Below are 18,251 nucleotides of genomic sequence, written 5' to 3'. Positions count from 1 at the left end.
GCAATTTGCATTTATCTGGAATAAGTATACCATTATTTGCTGTGTCCGGCAATACAATCTATTATTTATGAAATTAGACACTAGGAGCTGGCAGCCCCATGCCGGTGACTCTGTTCCTCGGCACCGAAAATCAGTTTTTCCTTGACAATGGGTCTCATGGTGCTATAATAGCCCATAAAGAGCGATGAGCAAGATGGACATGGCTGACGATGTCCCAGAGAGCCGGCGTATGGTGAAAGCCGGTACACACGGGTCATGGACAATCACTTGGGAGCATCTTTCCTGAAGCAGCAGTAAGGAAAGCGGGAGTGCCCGTTACAGGACTATGACATATGAGTATAATGCAGGGTGGTACCGCGATTTCGCCCCTGTCCGATCATTCGGACAGGGGTTTTTCTTTTTCCATCGTCTTTATGCTTTGTGTCTGAGTGATAAATCAGAGTGGTACCGCGGAACATCCGCCTCTGTCTATTGTGGCAGGGGCTTTTTGATTGCCCTGCCGAATATTGAAGGAGGGTTATTATGAAAGTATCTTCGATGTTTGATGGGAACCTGGGGAAATATCTTCTTCCAGGTATTGTGCTGCAGTCCGTCATGATTGGCGGTGGTTATGCCACGGGCCGGGAAATCGTGGAGTACGGTGCGAAATTCGGCGCCTATGGCTGGTATGCGGGTCTGGGCATTATGCTGGGATTTGCATTGGTGGCGGTTCTCTGCTATGAGCTGATCCGCCTGTACCATGTATACGATTACAAGTCTTTTATTGAAGCCATTGCAGGCCCCCTTTACCGGGTCTTCGACCTGGTTTATGCGGTATTCATGGTCATCATCCTGGCGGTCATGTCTTCCGCCACCGGTGCTGTGGTGCAGCAGATGTTCGGCGTTTCCCACTGGTTTGGCGTGGTAGGTATCATGGTGGTGGCAGGGCTCCTCAATTTCTACGGGGAAAAGGTGATTTCCTTCTTTGAGACCTTCGGCACCGTGGCCCTCTATGTGGGTTACCTTACATTCTCGGTCCTCGTCATTTCCGGACATACCGGAAACATTGCCGCAGTCATGGCTTCTTCTGACCATTCCTATGTACCGGATGCCACCATGGGACACGCCCTGTGGACCGGCCTTCTCTACATGGCCTGCAATCTCGTCGTATTCCCGGCATCTTTCTTTACTGTGAAGAAACAGACGAAACGGAAAGAATCTGTGGTAAGCGGCATCGTGGCCGGCCTTCTGGCAACCATTCCCTGGTTCCTCACCTATTTCTCTGTCATGGGATTTTATCCGTCTAAAGAAGTGCTGGGTGCCCAGGTGCCCTGGATGGTGATGATGCAGGAAAGCGGCGCTCCTTCCTGGCTCATGGTGGCTTTCAGCTTCATCATGGGATGGACCCTTATCGAAACGGCTACCGGTATGATTCATGCCCTCCTGGCTCGGGTAGACAAGGGACTTGCTGAAAAAGGACGGCCTGCCCTGTCCCGCAGGAACAAGGGACTGACCACGGTGGTCATCATGGCTGCGTCCATCGCCCTGGCCCAGGTGGGAATCATCGATCTCATCGCCAAGGGTTACATGGCACTGGCCTATGCTTTTATGGCACTCTTCCTCCTGCCTCTCCTGACGGTGGGTGTGTACAAGATCTTCAAAAAGGAAGAATCTGTGAATACAACGGAAGAAGAGGAGCAGACCGAAGCGGTCCGCGCCTGAGCATATAAAGGGGACCGGGAAAATGAGAATTCATTTTCCCGGTCCTTTTGCGTGGGAATATTTCAGTTTGTCGAGCTGTTGGGGCGACGCTGATGGATAGAGTCATTCGTGCGGAGCTTCTAGCTGTTAGCTGCTAGCTTTCAGGAAAGCTGGCCAGCCTACGGCACGAATGACCGACGAAAATACCGGGTGGAAGCGCCGCAGGCGGATCAGCCTTTCTAACAGCTAGCCGCTAGAAGCTAAGAGCTCCATGCGAGTGACTCTATCCGCAAGCATGCCAACCGCCAACCCTCCAACAGCTCGTCAAACCGCAATTGGCTATATGTGCAGTATGTCTTTAAACGCCTTGATATAGTGCCGGGACACCGGAATCTTCTGCTTTTCGTAGCGGGTCATGGTGAGAAGGAGGGTACCGTTGTCCTGGGGCTCGATTTCATGAATCATGGAGAGATTTACGATAAATCCCTTATGGGTACGGAAAAATCCCAGAGGCGTGAGGAGGCTTTCGATGTCCCGGAGGGTCATCCGGGATTCCACGATGCCATTGGTGGTATAGAAGAGGGAACGGTCTGATTTTTCTGTAGAAATGAGTACGATTTCCTGGGCCGGAGAAATCATGAGAGTCTTATCCCTTGTCTGGATAGCGATTTTCTGGGAGTTGGCGGTTACTTCTCCCGGCACCATATGCTGGCGGCGGAGAGTGAGGCTGTCTTCCAGACGCTCTATGATACGGCGGATCCGCTGCTCCGAATAGGGTTTCAGGATGTAGTCGAAAGCTTCCAGTTCGAAGGCCTGAAGGGCAAACTGGCTGTATCCTGTGGCAAACACGATTTTCAGGGGCAGGTCCATGGCCAGGATTTTCTCGGCGCATTCCAGTCCGTTCATCATGGGCATTTCGATGTCGAGGAAAAGGATGTCCACATTGGGGTGAACTTTGAGGAATGCCAGGACCTCTTTTCCATTGGCACATTCCCCTGCGATTCTGACGCCGGGAATGGAGGCCAGTTCATACTTCAGTTCTCCCCGGGCCGGGAGTTCATCATCCGCTACCAGTGCATTGATTTCTTCCATGGTGTTCCTTTCTTATAAAATGTATTTACAGGATTTTGTGTCTAAGGGGTTAGCATGCTTATGGGCAGAGTCACCGCATGAATGTCTCTATCCGTTAGCAGTACCGGACTCTTCCTTTACTAAGGGATGGAGGACGATGGGCTTCTGGAGGGGCTCCTCCCTTTTATCTGCTGCCCGTTTCTTTGGCACCTCAATCTTGGGAATATTGGCGAAAACCAGGGTGCCTTTGTTTTCTTTGCTTACGATATGGAGACCGCAGGATTTCCCAAAGAGGGAGAGAAGCCGCTGGTGCACATTGATAAGGCCGATCTGGTCTCGCCGCTTGTGGTCGATGAGGAGCTTTTTCCTCTTTCTGGGCGACATGCCGACCCCTGTATCGAGGACGTAGATTTTATAATATTTGGGATGCTCAATGAGGCCTACTTTGATTTTCCCGCCTTCCGGCCGCTTGAAGATGCCGTGAATTACCGCATTTTCCACAAGAGGCTGCAGCAGCAGCGGCGGTACCTGGATGGTGTCCAGCTTATCCTTCGGAAAATCGTAGGTGATTTTCAGGCGGTCCCCAAAACGGGCCCGCTCCAGTTCCGTATAACTTTCAATGACGTGTAGTTCCTCGGACAGGGGAATCAGTTTGGAGGGGTTATTCAGGCTGTGCCGGAAATAGTCGGACAGGTACTGGATGAGCTTCCTGGCCGTATCGGGGTCGCTCCGCACATAGTAGCTGATGGTATTCAGGGTATTATAGAGAAAATGGGGGTTGATCTGGGCCTGGAGAGCCCGGATTTCCGCTTCCGCCAGCAGGTTTTCCTCTTCCTTCATTTTGTCGTATTCATAGATGGCTTCCATGACATGGCAGATGCCGTGGAGAAATTCGATGCCCATCTTCGTGAATGTATCCCCTTTGCTCTTGGCGGCGATGATGTAGCCCACCGGTTCATGGCGGTATGTCACAGGCAGGGTCATGAGGTGGGGCATGTCGGGCAGCTTTTTCTGCAGTTTCAGTATGGCAATTTCCGCGTCCCCCTGGTTTTTATCTGCCTCATTTTGGTAATTGGTATGGATATAGAGCTGGTCCTTGTAGGAAATAGCAGTCCATGTGAGGTTGGGCAGGGAGGAAGTCACGAGCTCCGCAATGCTGGAAATGTTCGTGTTGTTGAATCCGTCATGGAGGGTGGCAAAGAGGCCGGCCACCGCGTCGAAGGTGGTCCGGGTGGTCTGTGTCTTTTCAGAATCCCGCTGGTGAATGAAGAATTCAATGACCATGTAGAACAGGCTTACTGCAATGGTATTGGTTACAATAATCGGCAGGGAGAGACTGAAAAAGCCATAGGGGTGTTCCAGGGACTGGGGGAATGTGAGAAAGGCGAAAAACATCCAGAACAGGAGCTCCAATACCAGGGCATCGATGAAAGCCCAAAGCCAGAGCTGCTGGTGGTGGCTCTTCAGCCGCTTGGAAAGAAATCCGGCCGCAATGCCCTGGAGAATAGAAAGGCCTCCGTGAATAAAGGCGGCATCGGTGTGGATGAAGAAGGCCCGGTGGAAGCCGGTGATGAGGCCGGTCACGGTCCCTACGATGGGGCCGCCCACGAAGCCCCCCAGAATGATGCCGACGGCCCGGAAATTGATGATGCCGCCGCCGGCACTGACGTTCCAGTAGGTGCCGCAGATGGACATGATGGAGAAGAGGATGATAAAGAGGATGGTGTGCTTCCGGCTGAAGTGCTTGGCGGAAATGGCTTCCCTGAAAAATGTGGTCCGGCAGATGAGGAGGAGCAGCAGCAGGAAGATGGAAATGCCGAACCAGACATGCTGGACACCTACGACCCAGGAGGCATTCATAGAAATCATCCTTTCTGAAATTACAGAAAAATCCGATCAGTCACAATACATAATATATAAATTATGATATATCATAGAAATTATCAATAATTTCTATGAATTTCCGCCTAAAATTATGAATTGGGGAATTCATGCATTTCTATCGCATCTTACCCCCTGTTTTCCGCATCTTGGCTAATTTTATTTTAATCTTTAAAGAAAAGCGGGTATACTAAAGCCGAAGAAAACAAAAGGATTTTTGATAAGGCCTATTTGATTTTATTATAACAAATAGGAAGCCTGTCAGGTCCAAATTTTTGAAAAGCGGACAAGACCTTTCCCGGAGGGCAATCAGGGAAAGAAGGAGCCGTTTTTCGAAGGAAAGGAAGGGTGTTATTATGGTTGTTTATGGTGTTGCACTGCTTGCCTGCTGCTATCTGGCCGGAAACTTCGTGGGCGATGTACTGGGGGCCCTTTTGGGAATTAATGCAAACATCGGCGGCGTAGGTTTCGCCATGCTGTTCCTGATCCTGGCTTCCACCTGGGCCATCCAGAAGGGATATATGAAAGCCCCGGAAGAACAGGGCATCAAATTCTGGAGTGCCATGTACATTCCCATCGTTGTAGCCATGAGTTCCATCCAGAACGTGGCAGCTGCTCTTTCCGGCGGCATCGTCGCTCTCGGAGGCGCTGTACTGGCTGTAGTCATCGGCTATCTGGCCATTCCATTCTTCTCCAAGGGCCATGGGGAAGCCTGGGCCAGGGATGATGAAGTGGTTAAAGACCAGAAGTAAAGGAGGCAGAAAATCATGGATCTTGCAGCAATCATTACAAAACTTTTCGTAAAAAACGGCATGGTTTTTGCCTTTGCACTGCTGGGCATTGTCATGTATATTTCCTATAAACTGGCGGGCCTTACCAAGGGCCGCATCCATGGCAGCGCCATTGCCATTTTCCTGGGCCTGGTCCTGGCCTATATCGGCGGTGTCACTACCGGTGGACATAAAGGGATTGCCGACATACCTCTCTTTGCAGGTATGGGTCTTGTGGGCGGCGCCATGTTCCGGGATTTCGCCATCGTCTCCACTGCCTTCGGTGCAGACCTTCGGGAAATCAAGAAAATCGGATGGCGCGGCGTGGCTTCCCTGTTCTTCGGTGAATTTGTCTGCCTCGTAGCAGGCATTGCAGTGGCTTATCCCCTGGGATACACCAGTGCCGTGGACCTTGTCACCATCGGCGCCGGCGTGGCCACCTTCGTGGTAGGACCGGTTACCGGGGCCGCCCTGGGCGCTTCCTCTGAAGTCATTGCGATTTCTATCGCTGCCGGCGTTGTGAAATCGGTACTGGTCATGGTGGTAACGCCTTTCGTGGCAAAACCGCTGTCCATTGATAACCCCCAGTCTGCCATGGCTTTCGGCGGCATCATGGGAACCACCTCCGGCACTGCAGCCGGTATGGCAGCCGTGAACCCGAGGCTTGTGCCCTACGCAGCCATGACGGCTACCTTCTATACCGGTCTGGGATGCCTGCTCTTCCCATCGGTGTTCTACTTCCTCACTACCCTGTTTTTCTGAGGACTTCCCATTCCGGGGAGGCGGTCCTGGGAATTTACATTCCCGCCTCTCACAGGGAGCCGAGCCGGAATGATTCCCTTCCTTTTCGGGGACGGGGTGCCCGCGGTGGGTACCCCGGACCTGAAAACCAATTTCAGAAGGGGCTATAATAAAAATATGAGACCTGTATACAAAGCAGCCTGAGCTGCTGACACTTTCATTTCTCTTGTTATAAAAGAAAGGACTTCATGCTATGTTAGAAATCAAACCGTCCAATAAGAACTGGCATACCAGAGGCGACGATACCGCTGCCAGACTGGCTGCTGCCCGGGTGTATGCAGATGGAAAGATCGTAGATGCCGATAATACGGTAAAACTGCTGGAAGCAGTTCTTCGTCCCGGTGATAAAGTAAACATTGAAGGGGATAACCAGAAACAGGCTGATTTCCTGGCAAAGGAACTGTGCAAGGTTGATCCTTCCAAAGTCCATGATCTCCATATGATTCAGTCCACCCTTTCCATTCCGGAACACCTGGATGTCTTTGATAAAGGGATTGCCCGGAAACTGGACTTCGCCTATGCCGGAAGCCAGGGCAAGCGGCTGGCCCAGATGGTACAGAATGGGGGCATCGAACTGGGTGCTATCCATACGTACCTGGAAATGTATTCCCGCTACTTCATCGACCTGGTACCGAGAGTTTCCCTGGTCTGCGCTGATGCAGCCGATAAGGATGGCAACATTTACACCGGTTTCTCCACGGAAGATACACCGGCCATCGTAGAAGCTACGAAATTCAACCAGGGCATCGTCATTTTCCAGGTCAACAAGATTGTAGACAAGGTACCGAGAGTGGATATCCCGGCGGACTGGGTGGACTTCGTCATTGAAGCACCGACTCCGTACCTCCTGAATCCCCTCTTCACCCGTGACCCTGCCAAGATTACGGACGACCGCATCATGAAGGCCATGATGGCCATCAAAGGCATTTATGCAGAATATGGCGTTAAAGTCCTGAACCATGGCGTAGGCTATGATACGGCAGCGGTAGAACTGCTTCTTCCGACCTTCGGTGAATCCCTGGGTCTCAAGGGCAAGATCTGCACCCACTGGGTACTGAATCCCCATCCTACCCTGATTCCTGCCATTGAAACAGGCTGGGTACAGGCGGTCTATTCCTTCGGCTCCGAAGTGGGCATGGAAGAATACATCAAAGCCCGTCCGGATATCTTTGCTATCGGACCTGATGGCACCATGCGTTCCAACCGTGCCTTCTGCCAGGCTGCCGGCCATTATGCGGCAGACATGTTCATCGGCTCCACCATGCAGATCGACCGGTTCGGCAACTCCTCTACCGCCACAAAGAACAATGTGGCCGGATTCGGCGGTGCTCCGAACATGGGCTGCGATGCCAAGGGCCGCCGCCATGTAACGGAAGCATGGAAGAAGTGCGGCGAAGAAGTAGCCAACCGCTATGAACTCATGGGCGACCGGAACCGCGGCAAGAAGCTGGTGGTCCAGATGATTACCACCGTTTCTGCCAAAGGCTTCCCGGGCTTCGTGGACCAGCTGGATGCAGTGGCCCTGAAGAAGAACGCCAACCTGGACCTGGAACCGATTATGATTTACTCCGATGACCTCACCCATATCGTATCTGAAGTGGGTATCGCCTACCTCCATAAGTGCCACAACATGGAAGAAAGAATGGATGCTATCCGTGCCGTTGCAGGTAAGACGGATGTGGGCAAACAGGAAGATCCGGAAGTCACAAAGAGACTCCGGAAGGAAGGCATCGTGAAGCTTCCGGAAGACCTGGGCATCAACCCCGCAGCAGCCACAAGGGACCTCCTGGCTGCCAAGAATATGAAGGACCTCGTAGACTGGTCCGGCGGCCTCTATGATCCGCCGGCTAAATTCAGAAACTGGTAATCGAGGCCTGAATAAGCAATAAAAAACTCCCATTCCGATGGTTTCGGAACGGGAGTTTTTTTGGTGCGCCCAGCATGGGCGTATTCTCAAGGGTGAAAGTCCCAAGACTACCCGACAGCGGGAAGGTCATAGCTGAACACCAAGGGTGTCCATCGTGAGGTGGAATCTGAAGGAAGGTGCAGGCAAATCTCCGGTCCGATGTACAAGAACCACATAAGGCTAATACAGGGTGGATAAGGTTGCCAAACAAACTGAAGTCCCATAGCTGTACGGAATCCTGTAGAGTAGATGTGGCGGATAGATGGAGAGAAAGAATACGTTCTTACCTGGGGAGGTCTCACGGACACAGCAGAATAAGGCTGTATTTACTGGGCTGTGCTGTGGTTGAAATAAGATTTGCCGTGAGAAGTCAGCAGAGGCCATAGTACCAGATGGCTCATGGGCATCTGGGAAGGGCCGAACTTTAGGAGATGTTAGTCAATGAAAGTAACCAACCATGGGCTTAAAGGCAGACAACTTCAGAAAGAAGACTACTGGCAGAAAGTAGCTGCGGAACAGCAAGGATATGCCGGAGTGCCCATCCATGTGAGGATTGCTGAAAACAACAACATCATCGCAGACTTGCATAAGCAGGAATGCGAAAACTAAGGAACCGCCGTATACCGAACGGTACGTACGGTGGTGTGAGAGGTCGGCGGGCCGATGCCCGCCTCCTACTCGATCGCCACTGATAGACGTTGAGAAAAGGCGCTTCATCCAATTGTGGTTTATCGAGCTGTTAGAGTGAGTGGTTTGGCATGCTGTTGGACAGAGTCACTGGCACGGGGCTGCTAGCTTCTAGCTGTTAGCTGCCAGGAAAGCTGACCTGCCTGCGGCGCTTCCTATCTGTTTCCGTCAGTCATTCATGCCGTAGGCTGTTAATCTTTCCTGGAAGCTAGGAGCTAGCAGCCAGAAGCCTCCGCACGAATGACGCTATCCATCATCGCCATACCCAACAGCTCGATAAACTGAAATTGGCAATACCCTCAATCTTCTTCATACAGCGGATTGACGAGGCGGATGATCCATTTCTCGCCGCCTGTGAATTTGCTGTTATATTTCCGGGCTGTGTCTTCGTACCGCTTCTTCAGCTCTTTTACCGCTTCCTCCAGGGAGGCCAGGGTCTTTAAGGTGGTATCGGGATGGAGGTCCTTTCCGCAGACCGGGCAGAGGGGCAGGTGGATATAGTCCCGGTTCACCCGGGAGTGGCAGTGGGGGCATGTAATGAAGGGAAGGCTGAATTTCTTTTTATCCTTTTCCTTCTGTTCTTTCCTGAATGATTTCAGCCGGTCTTCTTTTTCCTGAAGCCGCTTTTCCAGGGACACCATGCGGGGAGACGGGGCAATGCCGATTTTGTACTTCACCCCATAGGAGGTGGGGATGGTCTCTAAGTACTCCAGGGCCTGGGTCCTGGTATTGCACACTTTTTCTTTAAAGAACAGGCCTTTGAATACCTTATTGGCTTCCCTTTTTCCGAATCCCTCCTGCAGCATGGATGCTTTCATGGCATCCTTCATGGCCTGGGAAGGCATGGTCAGGTCAAATTCCCAGATCTTTTCTTTCCATGCATGGGCAGCTGCTTCTTCCGCCGGCCGGAGGGGGGCGGTGCTTTTTTCTGGGGCGTGGGGTAAATTCTTTTTGGAATCTTTCTTATTCAGGTCGGGAGAAGGGGAGGAGGTGGAAAACAGGTCTTCTTCTTCGAATTTCGATTTTCTTGGCATGGTTGACTCCTTTGGAGTATGTATCATACTGAATTTATGTTCTACAGGACTACTATAAACTATAGCGGCCCCTGGGGCAACCGGATTTTACGATTTCAAATGCCTATATCCGGGTTGCCTGCATGAAAAAGGGGAACCATGAATCCATGGTTCCCCTTTGGGCGGCTTTATTATCTTTCCGGTGGGAGTCCGGCGTATTCCCTGGCGTAGTCGGAGAAGTTGTCGATGATATATTTCTTCAGCATTTCTGCCGGAGGTGAGAGCTTTTCTCCCTTTTTCCAGGACAGGCTGATATAGCGCTGGCAGTTTGGCGATGCGATGGGGACGAGGGCCACATGGTCACCGCCCACGCCGTGCCAGGTAATCCTAGGAGCAAAGGATACACCGAGCCCTGCCCTGATAAATTCACGAACCGTCATGGGACTGTCGCTTTCCAGTACCACATGGGGGACAAATCCTGCCATACGGCAGTAAAAGTCGGTGATAGTCCGAAGGCTGGATCCGGCTTCCAGGGAAATGAATCCCGCCTTTTCAAATTCGTCCAGGTTCACGGAAGATTTGCGGGCATGGGGGTCCGTATCCGGCATGGCCAGCATAATATCCTCTTTCAACAGGGTGACGGAGTGGTCGTTTTCTATGGGGTTAATAGAGGAGGACAGGAAGAGGTCCACGTGGCTCTGGTTCTGCTGTCCCGGTTTATTGTGCTGCTGGAGGATTTCAAAGCGGATATCCGGATGTTCCTGGCGGAACCGGGTGAGGAAGGCGGGGATAATCATGGAAGCGGCAAAAAGGGAAATGGTGACGGTCAGTTTCTGGGCTTCTTTCGTATCTTCCAATTCTTTCTGGGCGCCATGAAGTTCCTGCATGATGCGGTTCGTATGGCGGAGCAGGATTTCGCCATATCTGGTGAGTACAATGTTTCGTCCGCTTCTGGAAAAAAGCGGGACCCCCAGTTCTGTTTCCAGAACTTTGATGGTGTGGGAAAGAGATGGCTGGGAAATATGAAGGGCTTCCGCAGCACGGGTCAGGTGCTGGAGCTCAGCTGTTTTCTGGAAATAGCTCAAAGCGAGGAGCGTTAATTTCATGATATCCCCCTGGATTGCAATACAATGGAAATGATAGATTCTTTTATTCAATTATACACTCTAGTCTATTAATAATCAATAAAATACAGATTTCATGCATTATAATTTAGAAATATATAGAATTAATTCACGACCTTAAGGAATTATGAACTGATAGATAGTATCGAGGAAGTGAATGGGAAAATGAGAATCCCATAATCATTATCCCGATATATAGAACAATTTTATTAATAGCCATAGGGAAAAACTGGGGAAGAAATACTCCGGCCTGCAGGGAAACCCATGAAACAGGCAGATCATCCCGCAGCCATGGGACGGGACATTTCTTTTACCCCCTTTTTACGCTTTTCCAATTGACAGGAGCGGCGGTTAGTGTGAAAATGTATTACATATCGAATAGGTAAAGGAGAAAAGAAAATGGAATTATTTATTGATACCGCTGATGTAGAAGCCATTCGTAAAGCCAACGATATGGGATTTATTTCCGGTGTGACTACCAATCCATCCCTCATTGCAAAGGAAGGCAAGGATTTCCATTCCACCATTAAGGAAATCGCTTCCATTGTGGATGGCCCTATTTCCGCCGAAGTGCTGGCTGATGATGCGGAAGGGATGATTGAAGAAGGGAAGGTCCTGGCAGGCCTGGACCCCCATGTGGTTGTGAAGATCCCCATGACTCCGGAAGGTATGAAAGCCGTTAAAGGTCTCAAAAAACTGGGTATCCGTACCAATGTGACCCTCGTATTCTCTGCGAACCAGGCGCTCCTGGCTGCCCGTGCCGGCGCTTCCTTCGTGAGCCCCTTCGTAGGACGCATCGATGATATCGGCTGGGATGGCATCGAACTGATTCAGACCATTTCTGAAATCTTTGAACTTCACGGCATTGAAACAAAGATCATCGCCGCATCTATCCGTAAGCCCCAGCACATTACCCAGTGTGCCCTGGCCGGTGCGGATATTGCTACCGTTCCGTTCCAGGTACTCATGGATGCCATGAAACATCCTCTCACCGATAACGGTATTGCCCGTTTCAAGGCTGACTGGGCTGCAGCCAATATGAAATAATCCATTAATAAGTTCAATCCGTCGGAACGTATGATTCCGGCGGATTTTTTATTGCAGAAATTCATGGGAAACAGCGGCAATTCCTCTTATCTCCGGATTGTTCCCTCTTGGAAAAGGGGAGAAGAAGCGGACCGGCGGATGGTGTATACTAAAAGCAGCTTGCAGTCCGCACCGGACGAAGAAAATGGGAGAAATCATGAGAGATATAGATTTTACATCGGGGCCGATTTTTCGGAAGATTCTTATTTTTTCACTGCCCCTGATGGTGGGGAATGTGTTCCAGCAGCTTTACAACATCGTGGATACCCTCGTTGTGGGACGGTACTTGGGAGAAGCGCCCCTGGCGGCTGTGGGCAGTGCCTATACCCTTATGATATTCCTCACATCCATTCTCATCGGCCTTTCCATGGGAAGCAGTGTGTATTTTTCCCTGTGTTTTGGCAAGAAGAATTTCTCCAGGATGCGGCAGTCCGTATTTATCTCCTTCGTGTCCATCGGCCTTCTGACGGTGGTCATGAATGGGGCGGTCTATGTGCTCCTGGATCCCATTGTGTCCTTCATGCAGACTCCGGCAGATGTGGTTCCCTACTTCAGGGAATACGTATGGTGGATTTTTACGGGGATTGTGGCGGTGTTCCTCTATAACTTCGGCGCCGCCCTCCTGCGGGCCGTGGGGGACTCCGTGACACCGCTGGCCTTCCTGATTCTGTCCTCTCTCATGAACGTGGTATTGGATATTCTCTTTGTGGTTTACTTTGGCTGGGGCGTGGCAGGGGCAGCCCAGGCCACCGTGATTTCCCAGTACGCTTCAGGTCTCGGTATCTTCGGATACTGTTTTCTGGTGAAGAAGGATTTCCGTCTGTCCCTTGAAGAAATGGTCTGGGATAGGCAGATATTCCGGGATATGTCAGAGCTCTCCCTCCTGACGAGTCTCCAGCAGTCCATCATGAACTTCGGAATTCTTTTGGTACAGGGGCTGGTGAACAGCTTCGGCACCGCCGTCATGGCAGCCTTTGCGGCAGGAGTAAAAATCGATACCATCGCCTATTCGCCGCTCCAGGATTTCGGCAACGGCTTTTCCACCTATGTGGCCCAGAATTATGGGGCAGGAAACAGAAAGCGGATCCGGGATGGTGTCATAACGGCGGGGAAAATGGTACTTGCCTTTTCCATCGCCGCCAGTCTCATCGTTTCCATCCTGGCGCCGGTGCTCATGGGATTCTTCGTACCGGATACGGCAAAAGAGGTCATTGCCATCGGCAGCCATTACCTCCGTATCGAGGGCAGCTGCTATATAGGGATCGGTATCCTTTTCATGCTCTACGGCTATTATCGTGCCATCAAACGGGCAGGGATGAGCGTCATTCTTACTATCCTCTCCCTGGGCACCCGGGTGGTGCTGGCCTATGTGCTGTCGGCGATTCCCTTCTTCGGCGTCACAGGCATCTGGCTATCCATCCCTATCGGCTGGGCGTTGGCCGATATCTATGGTATTATGAAGGGGTACAGGAAACTGATGGAACAGTGATGAATACGGCCAATTTCAGTGAGCTGTTGGGTTTGGCGCTGATGGGTAGAGTCATTTGTGCGGAGCTTCTAGCTGCTAGCTCCTAGGAAAGCTGGCCAGCCTACAGCATGAATGACTGACGGGAATACCGGGTAGAAGCGCCGCAGGCGGACCGGCTTCCCTAGCAGCTAACAGCTAGAAGCTAGGAGCTCCATGCGAGTGACTCTACCCGTCAGCATGCAAAACCCATCAGCTCGACAAACCGCAATTTGATGAACCATCATCCCAAGGAGGTAAGCATGAAGAAAAAAGCACCGCAGCAGATGACAAAAAGAGAACGGATACAGGCGGCCATCGCGGGGGACCCCGTGGACCGGGTGCCCTATTCTCTCTGGTCCCACCTGCCCATGATTGACCTGGATCCGGTTAAAAATGCGGAACATACCTATGATTTCTATAAAAAATATGACGTAGATATTTTAAAAACCATGAATAACGGTATGTACAGCGTGGAAGACTTTGGGGCTAAAACCGACTTCTCCGATATTCCCAAAGGCGGCGTGGCAAAGATTACGGACACGCCGGTGAAGGAACCGGAGGACTGGCTGAAAATCGAGCCAGTGTCGGTGAATGAGGGCGCCCTGGCCCGGGAGCAGAGATACCTGAAGCTTCTCTTGGATAAGACGAAGGGAGAGGTCCCTGTGATTTTTACTGTCTTTTCCCCGCTCACCACGGCCAATAAACTGTGCCCCTCCATGATGGACCACATCCGGCAGGGCCATGGGGACAAAGTGAAGCAGGCCTTGAAGGCCATCACCGAAACCACCTGCGGACTCGTGCAGCGGGTCATCGAACTGGGGGCAGACGGCATATTCTTTGCCACCCAGCTTTCCTCCTACAACCTGACGGAGGAGTCCTTCTACCGGGAGTACGGCATGCCCTATGACCTGGCGGTGCTGGCGGCTTCGTCGGGCTGGTGTAATGTGCTCCACGGCCACGGGAAAAATATTATGTTTCCCCTCCTTCGGAAATATCCGGTCCAGATTTTCAACTGGCATGCCTGGGAGTCGCTCCCGGACATTGCAGAGGCCCAGCTCATGACGGGAAAGTGCATCATGGCAGGACTGGAGCGGATGGATATTACGGAGCACCATAAAAATGAGATCGAATACCAGATTTATGAGACCCTGAAGAAAACGGGGGGCCGGAAGGTCATCCTTTCCCCGGGCTGCGTCATCCGATATCCTTTGGATGAGGAAATGCTGTCTTTCGTGAGAAAGGCAAAGGAAGAAATCGAGCGGAAAATGTTTGGAGCATAGAAAAAGCGGCAGGTTTTGAACTGCCGCTTTTTTTAAGCTGATGTGCCAATTTCAGTGAGCTGTTAGAGCGAGCGGTTTGGCATGCTGTTGGACAGAGTCACTGGCACGGGGCTGCTAGCTTTTAGCTTCTAGCTGCCAGGAAAGCTGGCCAGCCTGCGGCGCTTCCCATCCGGTATTTCCGCCAGTCATTCGTGCCGTAGGCTGTAGAGCTTTCCTAGTTGCTAGAAGCTAGTAGCTAGAAGCCCCCGCGCGAATGACTCTATCCATCAGCACCGCTCCAACAGCTCGTCAAACCGCAATTTGTCATACGGTTTCTTTTCACTTCGACCAGTTTCCCAGTACGATTCCGCCGAGGATGCAGGCGATACCGGCCCACTGCAGGGGAGCCACCGATTCTCCGAGCACAAGGAGAGCCATCACAAGGGCCACAGGGAGTTCGGAGGCCACGAGGATACTGCCCAGTCCCGGACCTACGTGGGGCATGCCCCAGGAAAGGAGGAACGGCGGCAGGGCGACGCCGAAGAGTCCTAAAAGGAGACCATAGGGAAGGAGCGTGGGCCACAGGGCGGGGGTAAGTATAAATACAGGAGGCAGGATGAGAAAAGTAAAAACCGTGTCCCCGGTAGCCATAAGGGCACCCTTCAGGACTGGAGGAATTCCTTCTCCCAAAAGGGAACTGGCGGTAATGACGGCGGTGTAAGAAAGGGCGGCCAGGAGACCCCATATCATGCCGGAGGACAGGGAAAGGGGCTGGCCTCCTTCAAGAAAACCGGCCGACAGGAATGTACCGGCGAGGCAGAGGATAATGGACAGGCATTTCAGGGGACTGGGGAAATGGCGGGCAAGGACTGCCTCCACCACAGTCCCCATCCATATGGACTGGAACAGGAAGACCACCGCCAGGGAGGCAGAAAGGGTCTCCAGGGAACGGTAATAAAAGATGGTGGTCAATGCCATCGGAATTCCAACAGCCAGGAGAGACAGTACGTGGAAGGGGGTGGGCCGTTTCTTTTTGGAAAACAATACGCCGGCCCAAAGGAATATCATACCGAAAAAGCACTGCACCCCGGTCACATCAGTGAGATCCAGCCCCGAGGCATAGGCGATTTTTACAAAGGTGGACAGAATCCCATAACAGGCGCCCGCCGCAAAAACAATGAAAGCATAGATTCCTTTTGACAATATGAATCCTCCCAAAAGAAAAAGCACAGTACCCCTTGTACTGTGCGGCGAAAACAGATAGTTCTGAAAAAATCCACAACCGAAACGGTTTTATATGATTTACTGTACCATAAAAGGGAAAGGGCTGCAAGAAGTGGCAGTGGTGGAAATGGGTGCCCTGCCAATTGCGGTTTGACGAGCTGTTGGGGTTTGGCGGTTAGCATGCTTGCGGATAGAGTCATTCGCATGAAGCTCCTAGCTTCTAGCGGCTAGCAGCTAGGAAGACTGATTCGCCTGCGGCGCTTCCACCCAGTATTTCCGTCAGTCATTCGTGCGTAGGCTGGCCAGCTTTCCTAGAAGCTAGCGGCTAGTAGCTAGAAGCTCCGCACGAATGACTCTACCCATCAGCATCGCCCCATTAGCTCGACAAACTGAAATAGTCATTGGGTCTGGTTCATTGTCCCATAATAAAACTCCCCAAGGTTTTCCTCGGGGAGTTTTTGATTATTATTTCTTATCAATCGGCGGGTAAGTAGAAACCCGGGGAGAGGGGGCATAACGGAGCTTCGAGGAGACGATGGCGTAAATCACCAGTCCCATGGCAGCTACGAAAGCGCCTTCCATGATCACCGTCCAGCCACAGCCGTATACGGCGTAGCAGCTGTATACACCGCCCACAATGGCAGCCATGTTAGCAAGCCGTGCTTTGTCATGGGGAATGCCTTCCGCTTTCTGCAGGTCCGCCACCGCAGCCATGGCCAGGAGGTAAGGAATGAGGTTGATCATGACGGCCAGGTTAATGAGTACATTGAACTGCTTCAGCAGGGTGGGGCTCATGGTGGAAAGGGTCATGACGATCTGGATAGCTACCAGGGTACCGATGGCTACATAGGGAGAACGGAAACGGTTTACCTTGGACAGGAACTTCGGGAAGAGGCCGATGGAAGAGGCTTCGCGGGCTACTTCGGAAACTGTGAACTGCCATGCGGTAAGAGATACGAAGCAGGAGCATACGAGCATGCAGGAAACGATGTATCCTGCTTTGTCGCCGAACATGGTAGCATAGGCGAGTCCGAAGGGGGCACCGGAGTTCATGAGTTCCTGGTAAGGAACGAGGCCGCCGATAATGGCAGTGGATGTGGTGTAGCAGGCACCGGCCAGGAGTGTACCGGCCAGGACGGCAATGGGCACATTTCTTTCCGGGTTTTCAACGGTATCGGAGTTGGCGCAGGCCGTTTCCAGTCCAAGGAAAGCCCAGATGATGACGGCAATGGAGTCCTTCATGGTTTCATAGAAGGGCAGATTTCCGGGGTTCCATGCTTCCCGGTAAATATTGGTATCGAAGAAGAAGAAACCGCAGAGGAGAAGGCCCACCACAGGAGCCACGACGCAGAACACGCCGAGGGAACTGAATTTTCCGAATTTCTTCGGGCCCACGAGGCTGATGGTGGCTGCCACAAGAAGAACGGAAATGGTTGCCATGCAGACTTCCACCGGGGAAAGGGTGAGGCCGAAAACATAGGTTGCGTAGCTGACTACACCGCTGGCAATGGCTGCGTTCGCAATGATCAGCGAAATGGTGTAGCAGAAGTTGGACAGGAAATTGCCGGCCCGTCCGAAACGGTACTCTGCGTAGCCGCCCATGCCGCCTACCTTGCTGGTATGCATGCCGCAGCGGGCAAAGGCATAGGCCAGGATGGTGGCACCGATGGAGGCAAGAATCCACGCCAAAATTGAAATTGTTCCGATTTCCGCCAGTGTGGCCGGAAGAAGAATAATGCCGGAACCCATCATGTTGATGGCGGTGACTGTTGTGAGCTGTACCACTCCCATTTTTTTGCTTTTAGACAAGGTTGTTCCCTTCTTTCTCGATCCAATTCGCATACGTGCTGCGACGGGGGAAAAATATTGTCCCGGTTTGACCGGATAGGCAGGTCCTGAATTGCTTCAAGGCATGCATGAACCCCATTTGCTTTCAATAAAGGTGAAAGAAACAGGGCATAAAGAAAACCATCCGTTATTCTATAACGGTTCGCTGCTCAACTGCACACGGGGCAGGGCGCGATGAATTTTTATTTACTGCAATATACCATAAATGAAAACAGATGACAAGACTTTTTCCAAAAGAAAATTGTAAATTTTTTTCGCTGAAGTACCATGGACTTTTGAGAACTTTGAAGGAAAATGGAGGAAAAATGTAAAAAATGGGAGCCATCATGGATTGGTATGGATTGGAATGATAAATCAAAATGTATTGTGATAATTTATGGGAAGAAATAGCAAA

The 18,251-nt window shown here is 51.6% G+C and carries 14 protein-coding genes and 1 other annotated feature; of the genes, 8 read left to right on the top strand and 6 right to left on the bottom strand.

Annotated features, from left to right (window positions below):
• Window positions 1-175 precede the first annotated feature (175 nt).
• Window positions 176-469 (top strand) — a binding site (T-box leader).
• Window positions 470-522: 53 nt separating this feature from the next.
• The gene (locus ACFWUL_RS09060) at window positions 523-1,701 is read left to right on the top strand and encodes a hypothetical protein (protein WP_416177050.1); all 1,179 of its coding nucleotides are present in this window, start codon (window positions 523-525) and stop codon (window positions 1,699-1,701) included.
• Between the two features lie 318 nt (window positions 1,702-2,019).
• Here ACFWUL_RS09060 and ACFWUL_RS09055 read toward each other — a convergent pair whose 3' ends face one another.
• Window positions 2,020-2,772, bottom strand: a complete 753-nt coding sequence (locus tag ACFWUL_RS09055; RefSeq protein ID WP_297021475.1) for a LytR/AlgR family response regulator transcription factor — start codon at window positions 2,770-2,772, stop codon at window positions 2,020-2,022.
• A gap of 87 nt (window positions 2,773-2,859) precedes the next feature.
• Window positions 2,860-4,611: a histidine kinase gene (locus ACFWUL_RS09050; RefSeq protein ID WP_416177049.1), complete on the bottom strand. Its 1,752-nt coding sequence runs from the start codon at window positions 4,609-4,611 to the stop codon at window positions 2,860-2,862.
• A gap of 377 nt (window positions 4,612-4,988) precedes the next feature.
• On the opposite strand from ACFWUL_RS09050, the gene madL reads away from it, so the two are divergent.
• The 4 genes from madL to ACFWUL_RS09030 all read left to right on the top strand — a co-directional run bounded on the left by madL (window position 4,989) and on the right by ACFWUL_RS09030 (window position 8,718).
• Window positions 4,989-5,384 (top strand): malonate transporter subunit MadL, encoded by a 396-nt coding sequence (gene madL, locus ACFWUL_RS09045; protein WP_297021469.1) that lies wholly within the window; start codon window positions 4,989-4,991, stop codon window positions 5,382-5,384.
• A gap of 15 nt (window positions 5,385-5,399) precedes the next feature.
• Window positions 5,400-6,164, top strand: a complete 765-nt coding sequence (gene madM / locus ACFWUL_RS09040; protein WP_416177048.1) for a malonate transporter subunit MadM — start codon at window positions 5,400-5,402, stop codon at window positions 6,162-6,164.
• Between the two features lie 232 nt (window positions 6,165-6,396).
• Window positions 6,397-8,070: a malonate decarboxylase subunit alpha gene (gene mdcA / locus ACFWUL_RS09035; protein WP_297021462.1), complete on the top strand. Its 1,674-nt coding sequence runs from the start codon at window positions 6,397-6,399 to the stop codon at window positions 8,068-8,070.
• Window positions 8,071-8,550: 480 nt separating this feature from the next.
• A complete protein-coding gene (locus ACFWUL_RS09030; RefSeq protein WP_416177047.1) occupies window positions 8,551-8,718 on the top strand; it encodes a hypothetical protein in 168 nt (55 codons plus the stop codon).
• 377 nt (window positions 8,719-9,095) lie between these two features.
• On the opposite strand, the gene ACFWUL_RS09025 is transcribed toward ACFWUL_RS09030, so the two are convergent.
• Window positions 9,096-9,830 carry a hypothetical protein gene (locus tag ACFWUL_RS09025; RefSeq protein ID WP_416177046.1) on the bottom strand — a complete coding sequence of 245 codons (735 nt, stop codon included), beginning with the start codon at window positions 9,828-9,830 and terminating at the stop codon, window positions 9,096-9,098.
• A gap of 170 nt (window positions 9,831-10,000) precedes the next feature.
• Window positions 10,001-10,915, bottom strand: a complete 915-nt coding sequence (locus ACFWUL_RS09020; protein ID WP_297021457.1) for a LysR family transcriptional regulator — start codon at window positions 10,913-10,915, stop codon at window positions 10,001-10,003.
• A 417-nt stretch (window positions 10,916-11,332) separates the two neighbouring features.
• Here ACFWUL_RS09020 and fsa point away from each other — a divergent pair, with 417 nt between their 5' ends.
• The 3 genes from fsa (at window position 11,333) to ACFWUL_RS09005 (ending at window position 14,806) form a co-directional block, all read left to right on the top strand.
• Window positions 11,333-11,980: a fructose-6-phosphate aldolase gene (gene fsa / locus ACFWUL_RS09015; RefSeq protein WP_296095793.1), complete on the top strand. Its 648-nt coding sequence runs from the start codon at window positions 11,333-11,335 to the stop codon at window positions 11,978-11,980.
• A gap of 196 nt (window positions 11,981-12,176) precedes the next feature.
• Window positions 12,177-13,508, top strand: coding sequence for an MATE family efflux transporter (locus ACFWUL_RS09010; protein ID WP_416177045.1), 1,332 nt, complete (start codon window positions 12,177-12,179; stop codon window positions 13,506-13,508).
• A gap of 278 nt (window positions 13,509-13,786) precedes the next feature.
• Window positions 13,787-14,806: a uroporphyrinogen decarboxylase family protein gene (locus ACFWUL_RS09005; protein ID WP_416177044.1), complete on the top strand. Its 1,020-nt coding sequence runs from the start codon at window positions 13,787-13,789 to the stop codon at window positions 14,804-14,806.
• Between the two features lie 318 nt (window positions 14,807-15,124).
• On the opposite strand, the gene ACFWUL_RS09000 is transcribed toward ACFWUL_RS09005, so the two are convergent.
• Window positions 15,125-15,988 (bottom strand): EamA family transporter, encoded by an 864-nt coding sequence (locus ACFWUL_RS09000; RefSeq protein ID WP_416177043.1) that lies wholly within the window; start codon window positions 15,986-15,988, stop codon window positions 15,125-15,127.
• Between the two features lie 486 nt (window positions 15,989-16,474).
• Complete coding sequence (gene potE / locus ACFWUL_RS08995; protein WP_416177042.1) at window positions 16,475-17,818, bottom strand: putrescine-ornithine antiporter; 1,344 nt, start codon at window positions 17,816-17,818, stop codon at window positions 16,475-16,477.
• Window positions 17,819-18,251 lie beyond the last annotated feature (433 nt).

It is taken from the genome of Dialister sp. (assembly GCF_047832375.1).
Classification (GTDB): Bacteria; Bacillota; Negativicutes; order Veillonellales; family Dialisteraceae; genus Dialister.
The sequence above is the reverse complement of the archived record's forward strand: the minus strand, read 5'-3'. Positions and strand labels throughout refer to the sequence as shown.